Here is a 14,264-nt window from a genome sequence, read left to right as displayed (position 1 = left end):
GCCGGCCCGCGCGGCGCTGCAGGAGAAGCCCTCCTCCGGCGAGAAGACGGGCTGGTTCGCGCGCATCAGGGCCGGCCTCGGCAAGACCCGGGCCAACCTCACCGACGGGCTGGCGGACCTCTTCCTCGGCAGGAAGCAGATCGACGACGACCTGATGGATGACCTGGAGACCCAGCTGCTGATGGCGGACGTGGGCATCGAGGCCACCACCGAGATCATCGATCGCCTCACCGAGCGGGTCTCGCGCAAGGAGCTCCAGGACAGCGAGGCGCTCTACCGGGCCCTGCAGGAGGAGCTGGCCGACATGCTCGAGCCGGTCAGCGCGCCGCTGGCCCTGCCGCCCAGGGGCGAGGGGCCCTTCGTCATCCTGGTGGTAGGCGTCAACGGGGTGGGCAAGACCACCACCATCGGCAAGCTGACCCAGCGCTTCCAGCGCGAGGGGCGCAGCGTGATGCTGGCGGCCGGCGATACCTTCCGCGCCGCGGCGGTGGAGCAGCTCAAGGTGTGGGGCGAGCGCAACCAGGTGCCGGTGATCGCCCAGCATACCGGCGCCGACAGTGCCTCGGTGATCTTCGACGCCGTGTCGGCCGCCAAGGCGCGCGGCGTCGACGTGCTGATCGCCGACACCGCCGGCCGCCTGCACAACAAGGCCCACCTGATGGAGGAGCTCAAGAAGGTCCATCGGGTGATGGGCAAGGTGGACGCCGCAGCACCCCACGAGGTGATGCTGGTGCTCGACGCCGGCACCGGCCAGAACGCCCTCTCCCAGGCCAGCACCTTCAACGAGGCGGTGCCGATCACCGGGGTGACCCTCACCAAGCTGGACGGCACCGCCAAGGGCGGCATCATCTTCGCCCTGGCCAAGCAGCTCGGCACGCCCATCCGCTTCATCGGCGTCGGTGAGACACTGGACGACCTGCGACCCTTCGTGGCCCGGGAGTTCGTCGACGCCCTGTTCGACCGAGACGGGAACGACGCCGCCCGATGATCGCCTTCGAGCACGTGGGCAAGCGCTACGGCGGGCGCTTCGAGGCGCTCGCCAACCTCGACTTCCGCGTGCGCCGCGGCGAGATGGTCTTCCTCACCGGCCACTCCGGGGCCGGCAAGAGCTCCCTGCTGCGCCTGATCATGCGCCTGGAGCGCCCCTCCCGGGGGCGCATCCTGGTCGCCGGCCACGACATCGACCGCCTGCACCACAGCCAGGTGCCCTACTACCGGCGCCAGATCGGCGTGGTATTCCAGGACCACCAGCTGCTCCTCGACCGCTCCATCTACCACAACGTGGCGCTACCCCTGGAGATCCAGGGCGTCGAGTCCCGTGAGGCCGCCCGCCGCGTGCGTGCCGCGCTGGACAAGGTGGGGCTGCTGCATCGCGAGAAGGCCCTGCCCATCGAGCTCTCCGGCGGCGAGCAGCAGCGGGTGGGCATCGCCCGGGCGGTGGTCAACAAGCCGGCGCTGCTGCTGGCCGACGAGCCCACCGGCAACCTCGACCCCCAGCTCTCCGCCGACATCATGGCGCTGTTCGAGGACTTCAACCGCATCGGCACCACGGTGATGATTGCCAGCCATGACCTGGCGCTGATCGCCCGCCTGCGCCACCGCACCCTGCGCCTGCGCGAGGGTCGGCTGGTGGCCGACGAGGAGGCGGCATGAGTCGTCAGCCTGCCGCGCCGCCGCCACGGGGCGCCCGTACCCATCGCACCCGCCCCCGCAGCCGCCTGCGGGGCTGGGCGCGCCACCATCGGGCCATGTGCCTGGACAGCGCTCGGCGCCTGCTGCGAGCGCCCATCGGCAGCCTGCTGACCATGCTGGCCATTGCCATCGCCCTGGTGCTGCCGGCGGCGCTCTGGCTGGCCCTGGACGGTGCCCGGCTGCTGGATGCCGAACTGGAGGAGAGCGCCACCCTGACCGTCTACCTGGCGCCCCACGTCGAGGAGCCCCAGGCGGCGCGAATCGACGAGGCGCTGCTGGCCCACGAGGCCGTGGGCCGCACCCGGCTGATCACCGCCGCCGAGGGCATGGCCGAGTTCCAGCAGGCGTTGGGGCTGGCCGATGCCCTGGGCCGCCTGGAGGAGAACCCGCTGCCGGCCAGCGTGGTGGTAACCCCGCGGGACCCCGACCCGGCGGCGGTGCGCGCCCTGGCCGCGGAGCTCGAGGCCGTGAGCGGCGTCGACGAGGTGCGGCTTGACCTGGCGTGGCTCGAGCGGCTTCGCCACCTGGCCGAGCTGGGCCACCGTGTCGCCCTGGCGCTGGCCGTCCTGTTCGGTGGCGGGGTGCTGCTGGTGGTGGGCAACACCATCCGCCTCTCGGTGGAGAGCCGCCGCCAGGAGATCGAGGTGGTGACCCTGATCGGCGCCACCCATGCCTTCGTGCGTCGTCCCTTCCTCTACAGCGGGGCCTGGTATGGCCTTGGCGGTGGCCTGCTGGCCTGGGGCCTGCTGGCGCTGGGCAGCGAGTGGCTTGCCGCGCCGGTGGCGGCGCTGGCGGCCAGCTACGGGGCCAGCTTCAGGCTGCCGCAGCTGGGGGCGGCCGGCTCGGCAACCCTGCTGCTTTGTAGTACACTACTGGGCTGGTTGGGCGCCTGGATCGCGGTGAGCCGACACCTCGCCGAGGTGCGGCCGCGCTAGTCCCCGGCCGACCGATGTTTCGAGTGCCAACCTGCATGTTCACGGAACATTTTCCGGTCAACGTCCTCCAATGCAGCGTTCGCCAACCGCACCAATGGGCTTTCAAGGAGACAATCTGCACATGAGCACCAGTCTTCTGCCGGTGGGCCACCTCTCCCCGGGGCACGACCTCAACGGGTACCTCCAGGCGGTGAACGGCATTCCCATGCTGACTGCCGACGAGGAGCGTGAACTGGCCTTCCGCCTGCATGATGAAGGCGACCTCGAGGCGGCGCGCCGCCTGGTCCTGTCGCACCTGCGCTTCGTCGTGCACATCGCTCGCAGCTATTCCGGCTACGGGCTGCCCCAGGCCGACCTCATCCAGGAAGGCAATGTCGGCCTGATGAAGGCGGTCAAGCGCTTCGACCCCAACCAGGGCGTGCGCCTGGTCTCCTTTGCCGTCCACTGGATCAAGGCCGAGATCCACGAGTTCGTGCTGCGCAATTGGCGCATCGTGAAGATCGCCACCACCAAGGCCCAGCGCAAGCTGTTCTTCAACCTGCGCGGCGCCAAGAAGCGGCTGGCCTGGCTGAACAATGACGAGGTCGACGCCATCGCCCGGGACCTCGACGTCAAGCCCGAGGTGGTGCGCGAGATGGAAGGGCGCCTCTCGGCCCACGACGCCGGCTTCGATGCCGCCCCCGGCGAGGACGAGGAGTCCACCTGGCAGGCCCCGGTGCACTTCCTGGACGATGCCGCGGCCGACCCGGCCACTCAGCTCGAGGACAGCGACTGGGAGGACGACGCCACCCGTCGCCTGCAGCTGGCCCTGGAGGCCCTGGACGACCGCTCCCGCGACATCCTGCAGCGCCGCTGGCTGGCCGACCAGAAGTCGACCCTGCACGAGCTGGCCGATGTCTACGGCGTCTCCGCCGAGCGTATCCGCCAGCTCGAGAAGAACGCCATGAAGAAGATCCGCGAGCAGATCGGCGACGCCCTGGTGGCTTGATGCCCTTCGGGCAGCGCCGAGCTACCAGCGCCGGGCGCCCAGCAGGGCAGTAACGGGCGGCAGGTGGCGAGGAAGTAAACGAAAAACCCGCCGGAGGTAAACTTCGGCGGGTTTTTCGTTGGCACCAGCACCAGCGGTGGCATCATCCTGCTCGGCGCTCGGCGCTCGGCGCTCGGCGCTCGGCGCTCGGCTACGCCGGCTGCGGGCTGCCCTGCAGCAGCTGCGTCGAGAGCAGCGCCCACTGGTCCTCCCAGTGTTCGGTGGGGCGGCGGCGGAAGTCGCTTCTCACGTACTGGGAGATCCGCCCCTCGGCCTGGGCCAGCATCAGGTTGGCCGCCGCCGAGACCGGCAGGCTGGGCCGCCGGCCCTCGCGCAGCTCCGCCTCGCGCAGGATCTGCTTGAGCTGGGTCTCGAGCCGCTCGAAGAGCTGGTGGATGCGCACCCTGAGGCGAGCGGTCTCGCCGGTGAGGGCGTCACCGCCCAGCAGCCGCGAGAGGCCGGGATTCTTCTCGGCGAAGGCCAGCAGCAGGGTGAGCAGCGCCCCGCAGCGGGGCAGCGCCTCGGGCTCTTCCTCGAGGATGCGGGTGATGCGCTCGAACAGCGTCTCCTCGATGAACTCGATGAGTCCCTCGAACATGCGCGCCTTGCTCGGGAAGTGGCGGTAGAGGGCGGCCTCGGAGACACCGACCTGGCGCGCCAGGGCGGCCACGGTGATGCGCTTGCCGCTGTCCTCCTCGAGCATCAGCGCCAGCGCCTGCAGGATCTGCTCGCGGCGCGTGGGGGGTTGGGTTGCCTGCGTCATATCGGTCTTTTCTTTTCTAATGGTCGACCCATGCTAGTCGTGCCCCCGCCGTGACGCAAAGGTCGCGGCGGGAAGGGTCAGGCGTCCTGGCTGGCGTCGGTGATCAGGGTGCCGACGCCGGCGTTGGTGAAGATCTCCAGCAGGGTGGCATGGGGCACCCGGCCGTCGATGATATGGGCGCTCTTCACGCCGCCCTTCACCGCCTCCAGGGCGCAGCGGATCTTCGGCAGCATGCCGCCGTGGATGGTGCCGTCGGCGATCAGGGCATCCACCTGGGCGGTGGTCAGGCCGGTGAGCACCTCGCCCTCGGCGTTCATCAGGCCGGCCACGTTGGTGAGCAGCATCAGCTTCTCGGCGCCCAGTGCCTCGGCCACCTTGCCGGCCACCAGGTCGGCGTTGATGTTGTAGCTGTGGCCCTCGGCGTCCACGCCGATGGGGGCGATGACCGGGATGAAGTCGCGCTCGGCGAGCATCTCGATCAGGTCGGTGGAGATGTGCTCCACCTCGCCCACGTGGCCGATGTCGATGATCTCGGGGGCGGTCATCTCCGGGGTCTGATGCTCCACCTTGAGCTGGCGGGCGCGGATCTGGCTGCCGTCCTTGCCGGTAAGGCCGATCGCCTTGCCGCCGCACTGGTTGATCAGGTTGACGATGCCCTTGTTGACCAGTCCCCCGAGCACCATCTCCACCACGTCCATGGTCTCGGCGTCGGTCACCCGCATGCCGTTGACGAAGCGCGACTCGATGTTGAGCTTCTTCAGCAGGTCGCCGATCTGCGGCCCCCCGCCGTGGACCACCACCGGATTGATGCCCACCTCCTTCATCAGCACCATGTCGCGGGCGAAGGAGTCGATCAGGGTGTCCTCGGTCATGGCATTGCCGCCGTACTTCACCACCACGGTCTTGCCGGAGAAGCGCTGGATGTAGGGCAGCGCCTCGGAGAGTACCTCCACCACCAGGCGCGGGTCACGGGTCTGTTCGGTCATCTCGGGGTCTCTCGTCCTTCTGGATGCGTCGTTGCGGCTGCCGCGTCACGCGGCAGCCCGTGGTGTCAGGCGCGCCTCGCTCAGAGCGCCACCTCAAGCTCGGGGGCCACCGCTTCCAGGGCGGCGGCGAACTGCGCCCGGATGCGTGCCAGGGCCGCGTCGGTCTTGCCCTCGAAGCGCAGCACCAGCACCGGGGTGGTGTTGGAGGCGCGGCACAGGCCCCAGCCGTCCGGGTAGTCGACGCGGATGCCATCGAGGGTGGTCTTGATGCCGTCGCTGCCGAAGTCTCCCTCCCGGGCGAGCCGCTCGACCAGGTCGAACTTGCTCTCGTCGGTGACGGTGACGTTGATCTCGGGGGTGCCGATATCCTGGGGGAAGCGGGCGAAGAAGGCATCGGCGTCCTCCTCCTGGCGGGAGAGGATCTCCAGCAGGCGGGCGGCGGCGTAGAGGCCGTCGTCGAAGCCGTACCAGCGCTCCCTGAAGAAGATGTGGCCGCTCATCTCGCCGGCGAGCTGTGCCCCGGTCTCCTTCATGCGGGCCTTGATCAGCGAGTGGCCGGTGCGCCACATCTCGGGTTCGCCGCCGGCCTCCTCGATGACCCGGGTCAGGTTGCCGGTGCACTTGACGTCGAAGATCACCCTGGCGCCCGGGTTGCGGGACAGCATGTCCTCGGCGAAGGCCATCAGCAGGTGGTCGGGGTAGATCAGCTTGCCCGCGGGGGTGATCACCCCCAGGCGGTCGCCGTCACCGTCGAAGGCCAGGCCGATGTCGGCACCGGTCTCCTGCACGGTGCGGATCAGGTCCTGGAGGTTCTCGGGCTTGCCCGGGTCCGGGTGGTGGTTGGGGAAGGTGCCGTCGATCTCGGCGAACAGCGGGACCGTCTCGGCGCCGAGCTTCTCGATCAGCTGCGGGCCGAGCTCGCCGGCCACGCCGTTGCCGCAGTCCACCACCGCCTTGAGCGGGCGCGCCAGGCGCACGTCGGCCAGTATTCGGGCCAGGTAGGTGTCACGCACGTCCACCTGACGCACGCTGCCCTGGCCCTCGGCCAGGTCCCCCGTGGCGAGGCGGGTGTGCAGGGCGGTGATGGCGTCGCCGGAGAGGGTCTCGCCGCCCAGCACGATCTTGAAGCCGTTGTAGTCCGGCGGATTGTGGCTGCCGGTGACCATCACGCCGGAGGCGGTGCCGTCCAGCACGTGGGTGGCGAAGTAGAGCACCGGTGTCGGCACCATGCCGATGTCGATGACGTCGCGGCCGGCCGCGTTCAGGCCGCGGGTCAGGGCCGCCTGGAGGCGGGGGCCGGAGAGGCGGCCGTCGCGGGCCACCACCACGGTGGACTCGCCGCGGGCGGCGGCCTCGCTGCCGATGGCGAGGCCGATCCGCTCGACGCTCGCCTCGGTGAGGGTGTCGTCGACGATGCCGCGGATGTCGTAGGCGCGAAAGATGGAGGCGGGAACGGTCTGGGTATCGTCTGTCATGGGTGTCCTTGTCCTGTGGGTCGCGTCGGGGCGAATGTCAGTGGCGGCCCGAGCTGCCGAAGCCGCCGGCACCGCGGCGGCTGGCGTCGAAGTCGTCGACCAGTTCGAGCTCGGCCTGCACCACGGGAACAAGCACATACTGTGCCAGGCGCTCGAAGGGCTGCAGGGTGACGCTGGCCTGGCCGCGGTTCCACACCGAGATCATCAGCTCGCCCTGGTAGTCGGAGTCGATCAGGCCGACCAGGTTGCCGAGCACGATGCCGTGCTTGTGGCCCAGTCCCGAGCGGGGCAGGATCATGCCGGCAAGGCTGGGGTCGGCGATATGGATGGCCAGCCCGGTGCGCACCAGCTCGCACTCGCCGGGCGCCAGCGTCAGCGGGGCCTCGAGCAGGGCGCGCAGGTCCATGCCGGCGGAGCCGTCGGTGGCGTAGCGGGGCAGATAGTCGCGCAGGCGCTCGTCGAGGAGCTTGACGGCCAGGCGGGGCCTGGCGGCGGCGTGTCGGGCAGTGTCGTACATCGGGGGTTCCAGGGTCGTGGGTCGGGTTCAGGGGTGTGGGCGAGCCGGCAGGCAGGCGAGGGCGCGACGGATCACCGCCATGGCGAGCCGTGACTTGGGCTGGGGAGCGAGGGCTTCCTGGTCGAAACCGTCGCTTTCCGGCGACGCCTCGTCCTGCCGGGCCCCGCGCCGCCACAGCACCAGTGCGGCGTTGTCGTCGGCGCCGAAGCCCAGTCCGGGGCGCGAGACGTCGTTGGCGACGATCATGTCCAGCCTCTTGCGGGTCAGCTTGTCCCGGGCATAGGCTTCGAGGTCGCGGGTCTCGGCGGCAAAGCCCACCACGAACGGGCGGCCCGTCCCGGTATCACGCTCGGTGGCGACGGTGGCGATGATGTCGGGGTTCTTGACGAGTCGCAGGGTCAGCCCCTCTTCGCCCTCGACCTTCTTGATCTTGTGCTCGGCGGCCTGCTCGGCGCGGTAGTCGGCCACCGCGGCACAGCCGATGAAAAGGTCACTGTCGGCGGCCAGTCGCCGGGCGGCCTCGTGCATCTCGAGGGCCGTCTCCACCTCGAGACGCTCCACCCCCGCCGGGCAGGGCAAGCTGACCGGCCCGCTGATCAGCCGTACCGTCGCCCCCAGCGCCGCCGCCGCCTCGGCCAGGGCATAGCCCATCTTGCCGGAGCTGTGGTTGGAGAGGTAGCGCACCGGGTCCAGCGGCTCCCGGGTGGGGCCGGCGGTGATGGTCACGATCAGCCCCGCGGCCGGGGCGTCGCCGGCGTTCGACACCTGGCTCTCGTCCACCAGCGCCGCGAGGATCGCCTCGGGCTCCAGCATGCGGCCCGGGCCTACGTCGCCACAGGCCTGGTCGCCGCTGGCGGGGCCCAGCAGCCGCCAGCCGTCATCGGCGAGCCGGGCCGCGTTGCGCCCCGTCGCCGGGTGGCGCCACATGGCCTGGTTCATGGCCGGGGCCATCACCCTCTCGGCCTCGCTGGCCAGGCACAGGGTGGTGAGCAGGTCGTCGGCCATGCCGGTGGCCAGCCTCGCCATCAGGTCGGCGGTGGCGGGAGCGACCAGGATGGTGTCGGCCCAGCGGGCCAGCTCGATGTGTCCCATGCCGGCCTCGGCCTCCGGGTCGAGCAGCGAGGTGCGCACCGGCTCGCCGGTCAGCGCCTGCAGGGTCAACGGGGTGATGAAGGCCTGGGCACCCTCGGTCATCACCACGCGCACCTCGGCGCCGGCCTGCCGGAGCAGGCGGGCGAGCTGGGCGCTCTTGTAGGCGGCGATGCCGGCGCTGATGCCGAGCAGGACTCTGCGACCGGCGATGCCGGTTTCGGAAGGCGATGACATGGGCATGTTCCAGGGCGCTGTTGTCAGCCGTCTACCTTACCACTGGCGCCACACCTTGCGTAGACGAGGGAGCGGCTACACTGAGCTCAGGACGGCAGGGCAGGGAGGCGAGGATGTCGATCAGGGACTGGCCGGAGGGCGAGCGCCCCCGGGAGAAGCTGCTGGCGTTGGGGCCCGAGGTCCTCTCGGATGCCGAGCTGCTGGCCATCTTCCTGCGGGTGGGGGTGGAGGGGCGCACGGCGGTGGACCTGGCGCGGGACCTGCTGGCCACCTTCGGCGGCCTGCGCCAGCTGCTCGAGGCCGACCGCCAGCGCTTCTGCGCGGCGCACGGGATGGGGACCGCCAAGTACGCCCAGCTGCAGGCCACCCTGGAGCTGTCGCGACGCCACCTGGCCAGCCAGCTGGCGCGTGGCGAGGCGCTCACCTCGCCGACCCTGGTGCGGGCCTACCTCTCCGCGCAGCTGCGCCACCTGGGGCACGAGGAGTTCGCCGCCCTGTTCCTCGACAGCCAGCACCGGGTGATCCGCTACGAGTCGCTGTTCCGCGGCACACTGGACAGCGCCTCGGTCTATCCCCGGGAGGTGGCGCGCCGCGCCCTGGAGCTGGGCGCGGGGGCGATCATCTTCGCCCATAACCACCCGTCCGGCGTGGCCGAGCCCAGTGACGCCGACCGGCGCATCACCGAGCGGCTGCGCGAGGCGCTCGGGCTCTTCGAGATCCGCGTGCTGGACCACTTCGTGGTCGGGGATGGCGAGGTGGTCTCCTTCGCCGAACGCGGCTGGTTGTAGCGCTTTCGCGAGGGCTTCGCCAGCGCTTCTTCGGGCGCTTTGAGCTAGCGCTTCTTCGGGCGCTTTGATAAAGTGCGCGCCCGGCTGCGCTCGATCAGTGTCGAGATCGCAGGTACCCGATTCTGCCGTCGACTCTCCTTCGTGCCGCCACCGACGACGCGGCGTGATGCCACGCCCCCGTCGGATGACCGCGATATGCTTGCCCGGCGAGGCGCTCTCTGGTATAAAGTGCAGCCTTTGAATTCCCTTGGGTCAAATTTCACGGGATCTCCCGGTTTGCCCGACAGGTTTTGAACACTCAGGGTTCATGCCAGCACATGAACACCTGGCCCAGCGGTTGGAGGCTCCAATGTCAAAAGTATGTCAGGTTACCGGCAAGCGCCCGGTGACTGGTAACAACGTATCACACTCCCAGCGCAAGACCCGCCGTCGGTTCCTGCCGAACCTGCACACCCATCGCTTCTGGGTGGAGTCCGAGGGCCGCTTCGTCAAGCTGCGCGTCTCCTCCAAGGGCATGCGCATCATCGACAAGAAGGGCATCGAGGCGGTGCTCGGCGACATTCGCAAGCGCGGCGACGCCGTCTAAGCGATCCGCTTTCCAGCGATTATCCCTTAATCGACTACCCCGGGAGCAACAGTCATGCGTGACAAGATCAAGCTGGTGTCCAGTGCCGGTACCGGCCACTTCTACACCACCGACAAGAACAAGCGGAACACTCCGGACAAGCTCGAGTTCAAGAAGTACGACCCGGTGGTCCGCAAGCACGTGATGTACAAGGAAGCCAAGATCAAGTAAGCCTTGGTCGTCTTCCGCAGGTGTTCTTGCCTGTCCTCCTGAACCCGGCCCCGTGGTCGGGTTCAGGCGTTTCCGAGGCCCCCGCCGCCCATGCCTGAACTGCCAGAAGTCGAGACCACCCGCCGCGGCATCGCCCCCCATGTCGAGGGGCGCGAGGTCAGCGAGGTGATCGTGCGCCAGCCTCGGCTGCGCGTGCCGGTGCCGACGGACCTGGTCGACCGGCCGGTGGGCGCCCGGGTGGGCGCGCTCGCCCGGCGCGCCAAGTACCTGCTGGTGCCGCTCGAGGGCGAGGCGCCGGGCACCCTGCTCTGGCACCTGGGCATGTCCGGCAGCCTGCGCATCGTGCGGATCGGCGAACTGCCCAGGAAGCATGACCACATCGACCTGGTGCTCGACGACGGGGCGATCCTTCGCTACCACGATCCGCGTCGCTTCGGCTTCGTCGACTGGCTCGCCGGAACCCCGGAGCAGGATCCGCGCCTCTCGCGGCTGGGCCCCGAGCCGCTCTCCGCGGCCTTCGACGGGGAGCGGCTGTTCTCCCGCTCCCGCGGCCGTCGCCTGGCGGTGAAGCCCTTCCTGATGGACAACGCCGTGGTGGTCGGGGTGGGCAACATCTACGCCGCCGAGGCGCTCTTCCTGGCCGGCGTCGACCCGCGCCGCGCCGCGGGCCGCATCTCCCGCGAGCGCTACGAGCGCCTGGCCGGCGCCGTGAAGGAGGTCCTGGCGGCGGCCATCACCCAGGGCGGTACCACCCTGCGCGACTTCGTCGGCGGCACCGGCGAGCCCGGCTACTTCAAGCAGCGGCTCAACGTCTACGGCCGCGATGGCCAGCCCTGTCGCCGCTGCGGCGGCGAACTTCGCCTGGTGACCCTGGGCCAGCGGGCGAGCGTCTTCTGCCCCCGCTGCCAGACCTGATCCGGCCCACTCCCCCTTTCCTCGAGGCAAGCCCATGACCCTGCAATCCCTGCGCCTGAAGAAGCACGCCGACCGCCGCCTCAAGGCGGGCCACCTGTGGCTCTATTCCAACGAGGTGGACACCGCGGCCACGCCGCTCAAGGGCATGGCGCCCGGCGAGCAGGTGGTGGTGGAGGCCGCCAACGGCAAGGCCATGGGGATCGCCTACGTCAACCCCAACTCGCTGATCTGTGCCCGGATGGTCTCCCGGGACCCGGCCCAGGGGCTCGACCGCTCGCTGCTGGTGCATCGGCTCAACCAGGCGCTGGCACTGCGCCAGCGGCTCTTCGACAAGCCCTTCTATCGCCTGGTGCACGGTGAGGGTGACCTGCTGCCGGGGCTGGTGATCGACCGTTTCGGCGACGTGCTGGTGGTCCAGCTCAACACCGCCGGCATGCAGGCGGTTGTGGCCGAGCTGCTCGATGCCCTGGACAAGGTGCTCTCGCCCCGTGCGGTGGTGCTGCGCAACGACACCAGCGGCCGCCGCCAGGAGGGCCTCGAGCTCTCCGTCGAGGTGGTCAAGGGGGAGCTGCCGGACCCGGTACTGATCGAGGAGAACGGCGTGCGCTTCAGCGTCCCGGTCCTCGACGGCCAGAAGACCGGCTGGTTCTACGACCACCGGGTCAACCGCGCCTGGCTCAACGGTCTGGTGGCCGGCAAGCGCGTACTGGACCTGTTCAGCTACGTGGGCGGCTGGGGCGTGCAGGCGGCCGCCAGCGGGGCCAGCGAGGTGCTCTGTGTGGACGCCTCGGCGTCGGCCCTGGAGCGGGTCGCCGAGAATGCCGCGCTGAACGGTCTGCACGAGCAGGTGGCGGTGGGCGAGGGCGATGCCTTCGAAGCCCTGGCCGCCCTGCGTGCCGATGGCGAGCAGTTTGACGTGGTGATCCTCGACCCCCCGGCCTTCATCAAGAAGCGCAAGGACATCCCCAATGGCGAGCGCGCCTACGGCAAGCTCAACCGCGAGGCGATGCGCCTGCTCGGCCGCGATGGCCTGCTGCTGTCGGCCTCCTGTTCCATGCACCTGGCGCCCGAGCGCCTGGTGGACGTGGTGCGCGGCGCGGTTCGCCATCAGGATCGCCAGGGGCAGATCCTCTTCCAGGGGCATCAGGGGCCGGATCATCCGGTGCACCCGGCGATTCCCGAGACCAGCTACCTCAAGGCCCTCGGCGTGAGGGTGTTCCGGGACTGACCATGGCCAACGACTCGATTCGCGTCTTCGCCCACTCCAATGCGCTGCTGGTCAGCCACGTCCACAACCTGCTGGAGGCGGCGGGCATCCCGGCGCGACTGCACAACATGACGCTGGGCGGCGGGGCCGGCGAGCTGCCGCTGGGCGAGTGCGAGCCGGAGGTGTGGGTCAGGCCCCACAATCGGCAACGTGCCGAGGCGCTGATCCGCGACGCCCTGGACGGGATCAGCGCGGCCCCGGGCTGGACCTGCCCCGGCTGCGGCGAGGCTCTGGAGGGGGCCTTCGAATCCTGCTGGAACTGCGGCACGCACCGACCCTGAGTGGATGGCGGATGCTGCCGATCGTGCCGCGGCGCCGTCGTGGAGGATCGACCGGAGCGGTTTTTCTTCCCCCTTGCCTCTCGGCAGAAGAATTTCCTGGTAAAGGCGCGCCTTTCCTGGTGTGTTGCCGTTCTGTCGCGTGGACTCTGCGTGGATGGACTGCCTGTGCTGTAATGGGGTGACACCCCCCCATCGCGTTCAGGAGACTGCCATGCGGATAGCCGTGCCCCGGGAGATCAAGACCCACGAGTACCGTGTCGCCCTCACCCCCACCGGGGCCCGGGAACTGGTGGCGCGGGGCCATTCGGTCACCGTCCAGGCCGGCGCCGGCGAGGGTGCCGGCTTCCCCGATGCCGCCTACGAGGCGGCGGGTGCCCGCCTCGAGCCCGAGGTGGCAAGGGTCTGGGAGGCGGCCGAGCTGATCCTCAAGGTCAAGGAGCCCCAGGCGGAGGAGGTGGCACGGCTGAGCCGGGGCCAGACGCTCTTCACCTACCTGCACCTGGCCGCCGAGGAGACGCTGACCCGCGGGCTGATGGCGAGCGGGGCCACCTGCATCGCCTACGAAACCGTCACCGACCGCCAGGGCGGCCTGCCGCTGCTGGCGCCGATGAGCACCGTGGCCGGCCGCATGGCCATCCAGGCCGGTGCCCATGGGCTGGAGAAGGCCCAGGGCGGCGCCGGGGTGCTGCTCCCCGGGGTGCCCGGCGTGGCGCCGGCCCGGGTGGCGGTGATCGGCGGGGGCGTGGTGGGCGAGAACGCCGCGCGCATGGCGCTGGGCCTGGGCGCGGAGGTGACGGTGCTCGACACCTCCATCCCGCGGCTGGAGACCCTCGACGACCGCTACCAGGGGCGCATGAAGACGGCGTTCTCCACCGCCGACGCCATCGACGAGGTGGTCCGCGAGAGCGACCTGATCGTCGGCGCCGTGCTGATCCCGGGGGCCGCCGCGCCCAAGCTGATCACCCGCGCCATGCTCGCCGAGATGAAGCCCGGCAGCGTGCTGGTGGACGTGGCCATCGACCAGGGCGGCTGCTTCGAGACCAGTCGCCCCACCACCCATGCCGACCCCACCTATCTCGTCGACGGCATCGTGCACTACTGCGTGGCCAACATGCCGGGGGCGGTGGCGCGCACCTCCACCCAGGCGCTGACCAACGCCACCCTGCCGTTCGTGCTCGCCCTGGCCGACAAGGGCTGGCAGCAGGCGCTGGCCGACGATCCCCACTTCGCCGCGGGCCTCAACGTCCACGACGGCCGGGTGACCTACCATGCGGTGGCCGAGGTTTTCGGGTTGGAGGATGTCGCGCCAGAGAAGCTGCTGGACTGATGCCTTGGCGGGCATCACCGAAGTGAGCGGCGCCGGGGATAGGCCGTAGAGGAGGTCCTACGCCAGGGAGGGCGTCGGTAGCGCCCAGGGATGATGAGATGGTCTCCTCCCCCTTTAACGGCGTCGCAATGCGCCAGAATGGAAGAGACATCCATTCAAGGATCGGGCG

At 69.9% G+C, this 14,264-nt stretch carries 16 protein-coding genes; 11 read left to right on the top strand and 5 right to left on the bottom strand.

The window, feature by feature from the left end; genetic code table 11:
- The 4 genes from ftsY to rpoH form a co-directional block, all read left to right on the top strand.
- Positions 1–988, top strand: a 988-nt coding sequence (gene ftsY, locus BDK63_RS14285; protein WP_183333118.1) for a signal recognition particle-docking protein FtsY, incomplete at its 5' end; no start/stop codon positions are given.
- On the top strand, positions 985–1,653 hold the full coding sequence (ftsE, locus tag BDK63_RS14280) for a cell division ATP-binding protein FtsE (protein WP_183333116.1): 669 nt from the start codon (positions 985–987) through the stop codon (positions 1,651–1,653). The genes ftsY and ftsE, both read left to right, overlap by 4 nt.
- A complete protein-coding gene (gene ftsX / locus BDK63_RS14275; RefSeq protein WP_183333114.1) occupies positions 1,650–2,627 on the top strand; it encodes a permease-like cell division protein FtsX in 978 nt (325 codons plus the stop codon). Before ftsE ends, ftsX begins: the two co-directional genes overlap by 4 nt.
- Positions 2,628–2,748: 121 nt before the next feature.
- Complete coding sequence (gene rpoH, locus BDK63_RS14270) at positions 2,749–3,615, top strand: RNA polymerase sigma factor RpoH (RefSeq protein ID WP_183333112.1); 867 nt, start codon at positions 2,749–2,751, stop codon at positions 3,613–3,615.
- A 190-nt stretch (positions 3,616–3,805) separates the two neighbouring features.
- Here the strand turns inward: rpoH and slmA are convergent, their stop codons facing one another.
- The 5 genes from slmA to coaBC all read right to left on the bottom strand — a co-directional run bounded on the left by slmA (position 3,806) and on the right by coaBC (position 8,721).
- On the bottom strand, positions 3,806–4,417 hold the full coding sequence (gene slmA / locus BDK63_RS14265; protein ID WP_183333110.1) for a nucleoid occlusion factor SlmA: 612 nt from the start codon (positions 4,415–4,417) through the stop codon (positions 3,806–3,808).
- Positions 4,418–4,494: 77 nt separating this feature from the next.
- A complete protein-coding gene (gene argB, locus BDK63_RS14260; protein WP_183333108.1) occupies positions 4,495–5,403 on the bottom strand; it encodes an acetylglutamate kinase in 909 nt (302 codons plus the stop codon).
- Between the two features lie 80 nt (positions 5,404–5,483).
- A complete protein-coding gene (locus BDK63_RS14255; RefSeq protein ID WP_183333106.1) occupies positions 5,484–6,878 on the bottom strand; it encodes a phosphomannomutase/phosphoglucomutase in 1,395 nt (464 codons plus the stop codon).
- Positions 6,879–6,915: 37 nt separating this feature from the next.
- Positions 6,916–7,395 carry a dUTP diphosphatase gene (dut, locus tag BDK63_RS14250; protein ID WP_183333104.1) on the bottom strand — a complete coding sequence of 160 codons (480 nt, stop codon included), beginning with the start codon at positions 7,393–7,395 and terminating at the stop codon, positions 6,916–6,918.
- Positions 7,396–7,422: 27 nt separating this feature from the next.
- On the bottom strand, positions 7,423–8,721 hold the full coding sequence (coaBC, locus tag BDK63_RS14245) for a bifunctional phosphopantothenoylcysteine decarboxylase/phosphopantothenate--cysteine ligase CoaBC (protein ID WP_183333102.1): 1,299 nt from the start codon (positions 8,719–8,721) through the stop codon (positions 7,423–7,425).
- A 113-nt stretch (positions 8,722–8,834) separates the two neighbouring features.
- On the opposite strand from coaBC, the gene radC reads away from it, so the two are divergent.
- The 7 genes from radC to ald all read left to right on the top strand — a co-directional run bounded on the left by radC (position 8,835) and on the right by ald (position 14,095).
- Positions 8,835–9,509, top strand: a complete 675-nt coding sequence (gene radC, locus BDK63_RS14240) for a RadC family protein (protein WP_183333100.1) — start codon at positions 8,835–8,837, stop codon at positions 9,507–9,509.
- Positions 9,510–9,858: 349 nt separating this feature from the next.
- Positions 9,859–10,095 carry a 50S ribosomal protein L28 gene (rpmB, locus tag BDK63_RS14235; protein ID WP_183333098.1) on the top strand — a complete coding sequence of 79 codons (237 nt, stop codon included), beginning with the start codon at positions 9,859–9,861 and terminating at the stop codon, positions 10,093–10,095.
- Positions 10,096–10,149: 54 nt separating this feature from the next.
- The gene (rpmG, locus tag BDK63_RS14230) at positions 10,150–10,305 is read left to right on the top strand and encodes a 50S ribosomal protein L33 (protein ID WP_016417370.1); all 156 of its coding nucleotides are present in this window, start codon (positions 10,150–10,152) and stop codon (positions 10,303–10,305) included.
- A gap of 90 nt (positions 10,306–10,395) precedes the next feature.
- The gene (mutM, locus tag BDK63_RS14225) at positions 10,396–11,220 is read left to right on the top strand and encodes a bifunctional DNA-formamidopyrimidine glycosylase/DNA-(apurinic or apyrimidinic site) lyase (protein ID WP_183333095.1); all 825 of its coding nucleotides are present in this window, start codon (positions 10,396–10,398) and stop codon (positions 11,218–11,220) included.
- Between the two features lie 34 nt (positions 11,221–11,254).
- The gene (locus tag BDK63_RS14220) at positions 11,255–12,448 is read left to right on the top strand and encodes a class I SAM-dependent rRNA methyltransferase (protein WP_183333093.1); all 1,194 of its coding nucleotides are present in this window, start codon (positions 11,255–11,257) and stop codon (positions 12,446–12,448) included.
- A gap of 2 nt (positions 12,449–12,450) precedes the next feature.
- A complete protein-coding gene (locus BDK63_RS14215) occupies positions 12,451–12,768 on the top strand; it encodes a putative signal transducing protein (protein WP_183333091.1) in 318 nt (105 codons plus the stop codon).
- Positions 12,769–12,979: 211 nt separating this feature from the next.
- The gene (gene ald, locus BDK63_RS14210) at positions 12,980–14,095 is read left to right on the top strand and encodes an alanine dehydrogenase (RefSeq protein ID WP_183333089.1); all 1,116 of its coding nucleotides are present in this window, start codon (positions 12,980–12,982) and stop codon (positions 14,093–14,095) included.
- Positions 14,096–14,264 lie beyond the last annotated feature (169 nt).

It is taken from the genome of Halomonas campaniensis, assembly GCF_014193375.1.
Taxonomy (GTDB): domain Bacteria; phylum Pseudomonadota; class Gammaproteobacteria; order Pseudomonadales; family Halomonadaceae; genus Halomonas; species Halomonas campaniensis.
This window is presented reverse-complemented; position numbering and strand designations above follow the sequence as displayed.

Bases quoted from the DNA above. Each gene is read 5' to 3' on its own strand.
- ftsE (WP_183333116.1), top strand. From the start codon at position 985: ATGATCGCCTTCGAGCACGTGGGCAAGCGCTACGGCGGGCGCTTCGAG.
- ftsX (WP_183333114.1), top strand. From the start codon at position 1,650: ATGAGTCGTCAGCCTGCCGCGCCGCCGCCACGGGGCGCCCGTACCCAT.
- rpoH (WP_183333112.1), top strand. From the start codon at position 2,749: ATGAGCACCAGTCTTCTGCCGGTGGGCCACCTCTCCCCGGGGCACGAC.
- slmA (WP_183333110.1), bottom strand. From the start codon at position 4,417: ATGACGCAGGCAACCCAACCCCCCACGCGCCGCGAGCAGATCCTGCAG.
- argB (WP_183333108.1), bottom strand. From the start codon at position 5,403: ATGACCGAACAGACCCGTGACCCGCGCCTGGTGGTGGAGGTACTCTCC.
- BDK63_RS14255 (WP_183333106.1), bottom strand. From the start codon at position 6,878: ATGACAGACGATACCCAGACCGTTCCCGCCTCCATCTTTCGCGCCTAC.
- dut (WP_183333104.1), bottom strand. From the start codon at position 7,395: ATGTACGACACTGCCCGACACGCCGCCGCCAGGCCCCGCCTGGCCGTC.
- coaBC (WP_183333102.1), bottom strand. From the start codon at position 8,721: ATGTCATCGCCTTCCGAAACCGGCATCGCCGGTCGCAGAGTCCTGCTC.
- radC (WP_183333100.1), top strand. From the start codon at position 8,835: ATGTCGATCAGGGACTGGCCGGAGGGCGAGCGCCCCCGGGAGAAGCTG.
- rpmB (WP_183333098.1), top strand. From the start codon at position 9,859: ATGTCAAAAGTATGTCAGGTTACCGGCAAGCGCCCGGTGACTGGTAAC.
- rpmG (WP_016417370.1), top strand. From the start codon at position 10,150: ATGCGTGACAAGATCAAGCTGGTGTCCAGTGCCGGTACCGGCCACTTC.
- mutM (WP_183333095.1), top strand. From the start codon at position 10,396: ATGCCTGAACTGCCAGAAGTCGAGACCACCCGCCGCGGCATCGCCCCC.
- BDK63_RS14220 (WP_183333093.1), top strand. From the start codon at position 11,255: ATGACCCTGCAATCCCTGCGCCTGAAGAAGCACGCCGACCGCCGCCTC.
- BDK63_RS14215 (WP_183333091.1), top strand. From the start codon at position 12,451: ATGGCCAACGACTCGATTCGCGTCTTCGCCCACTCCAATGCGCTGCTG.
- ald (WP_183333089.1), top strand. From the start codon at position 12,980: ATGCGGATAGCCGTGCCCCGGGAGATCAAGACCCACGAGTACCGTGTC.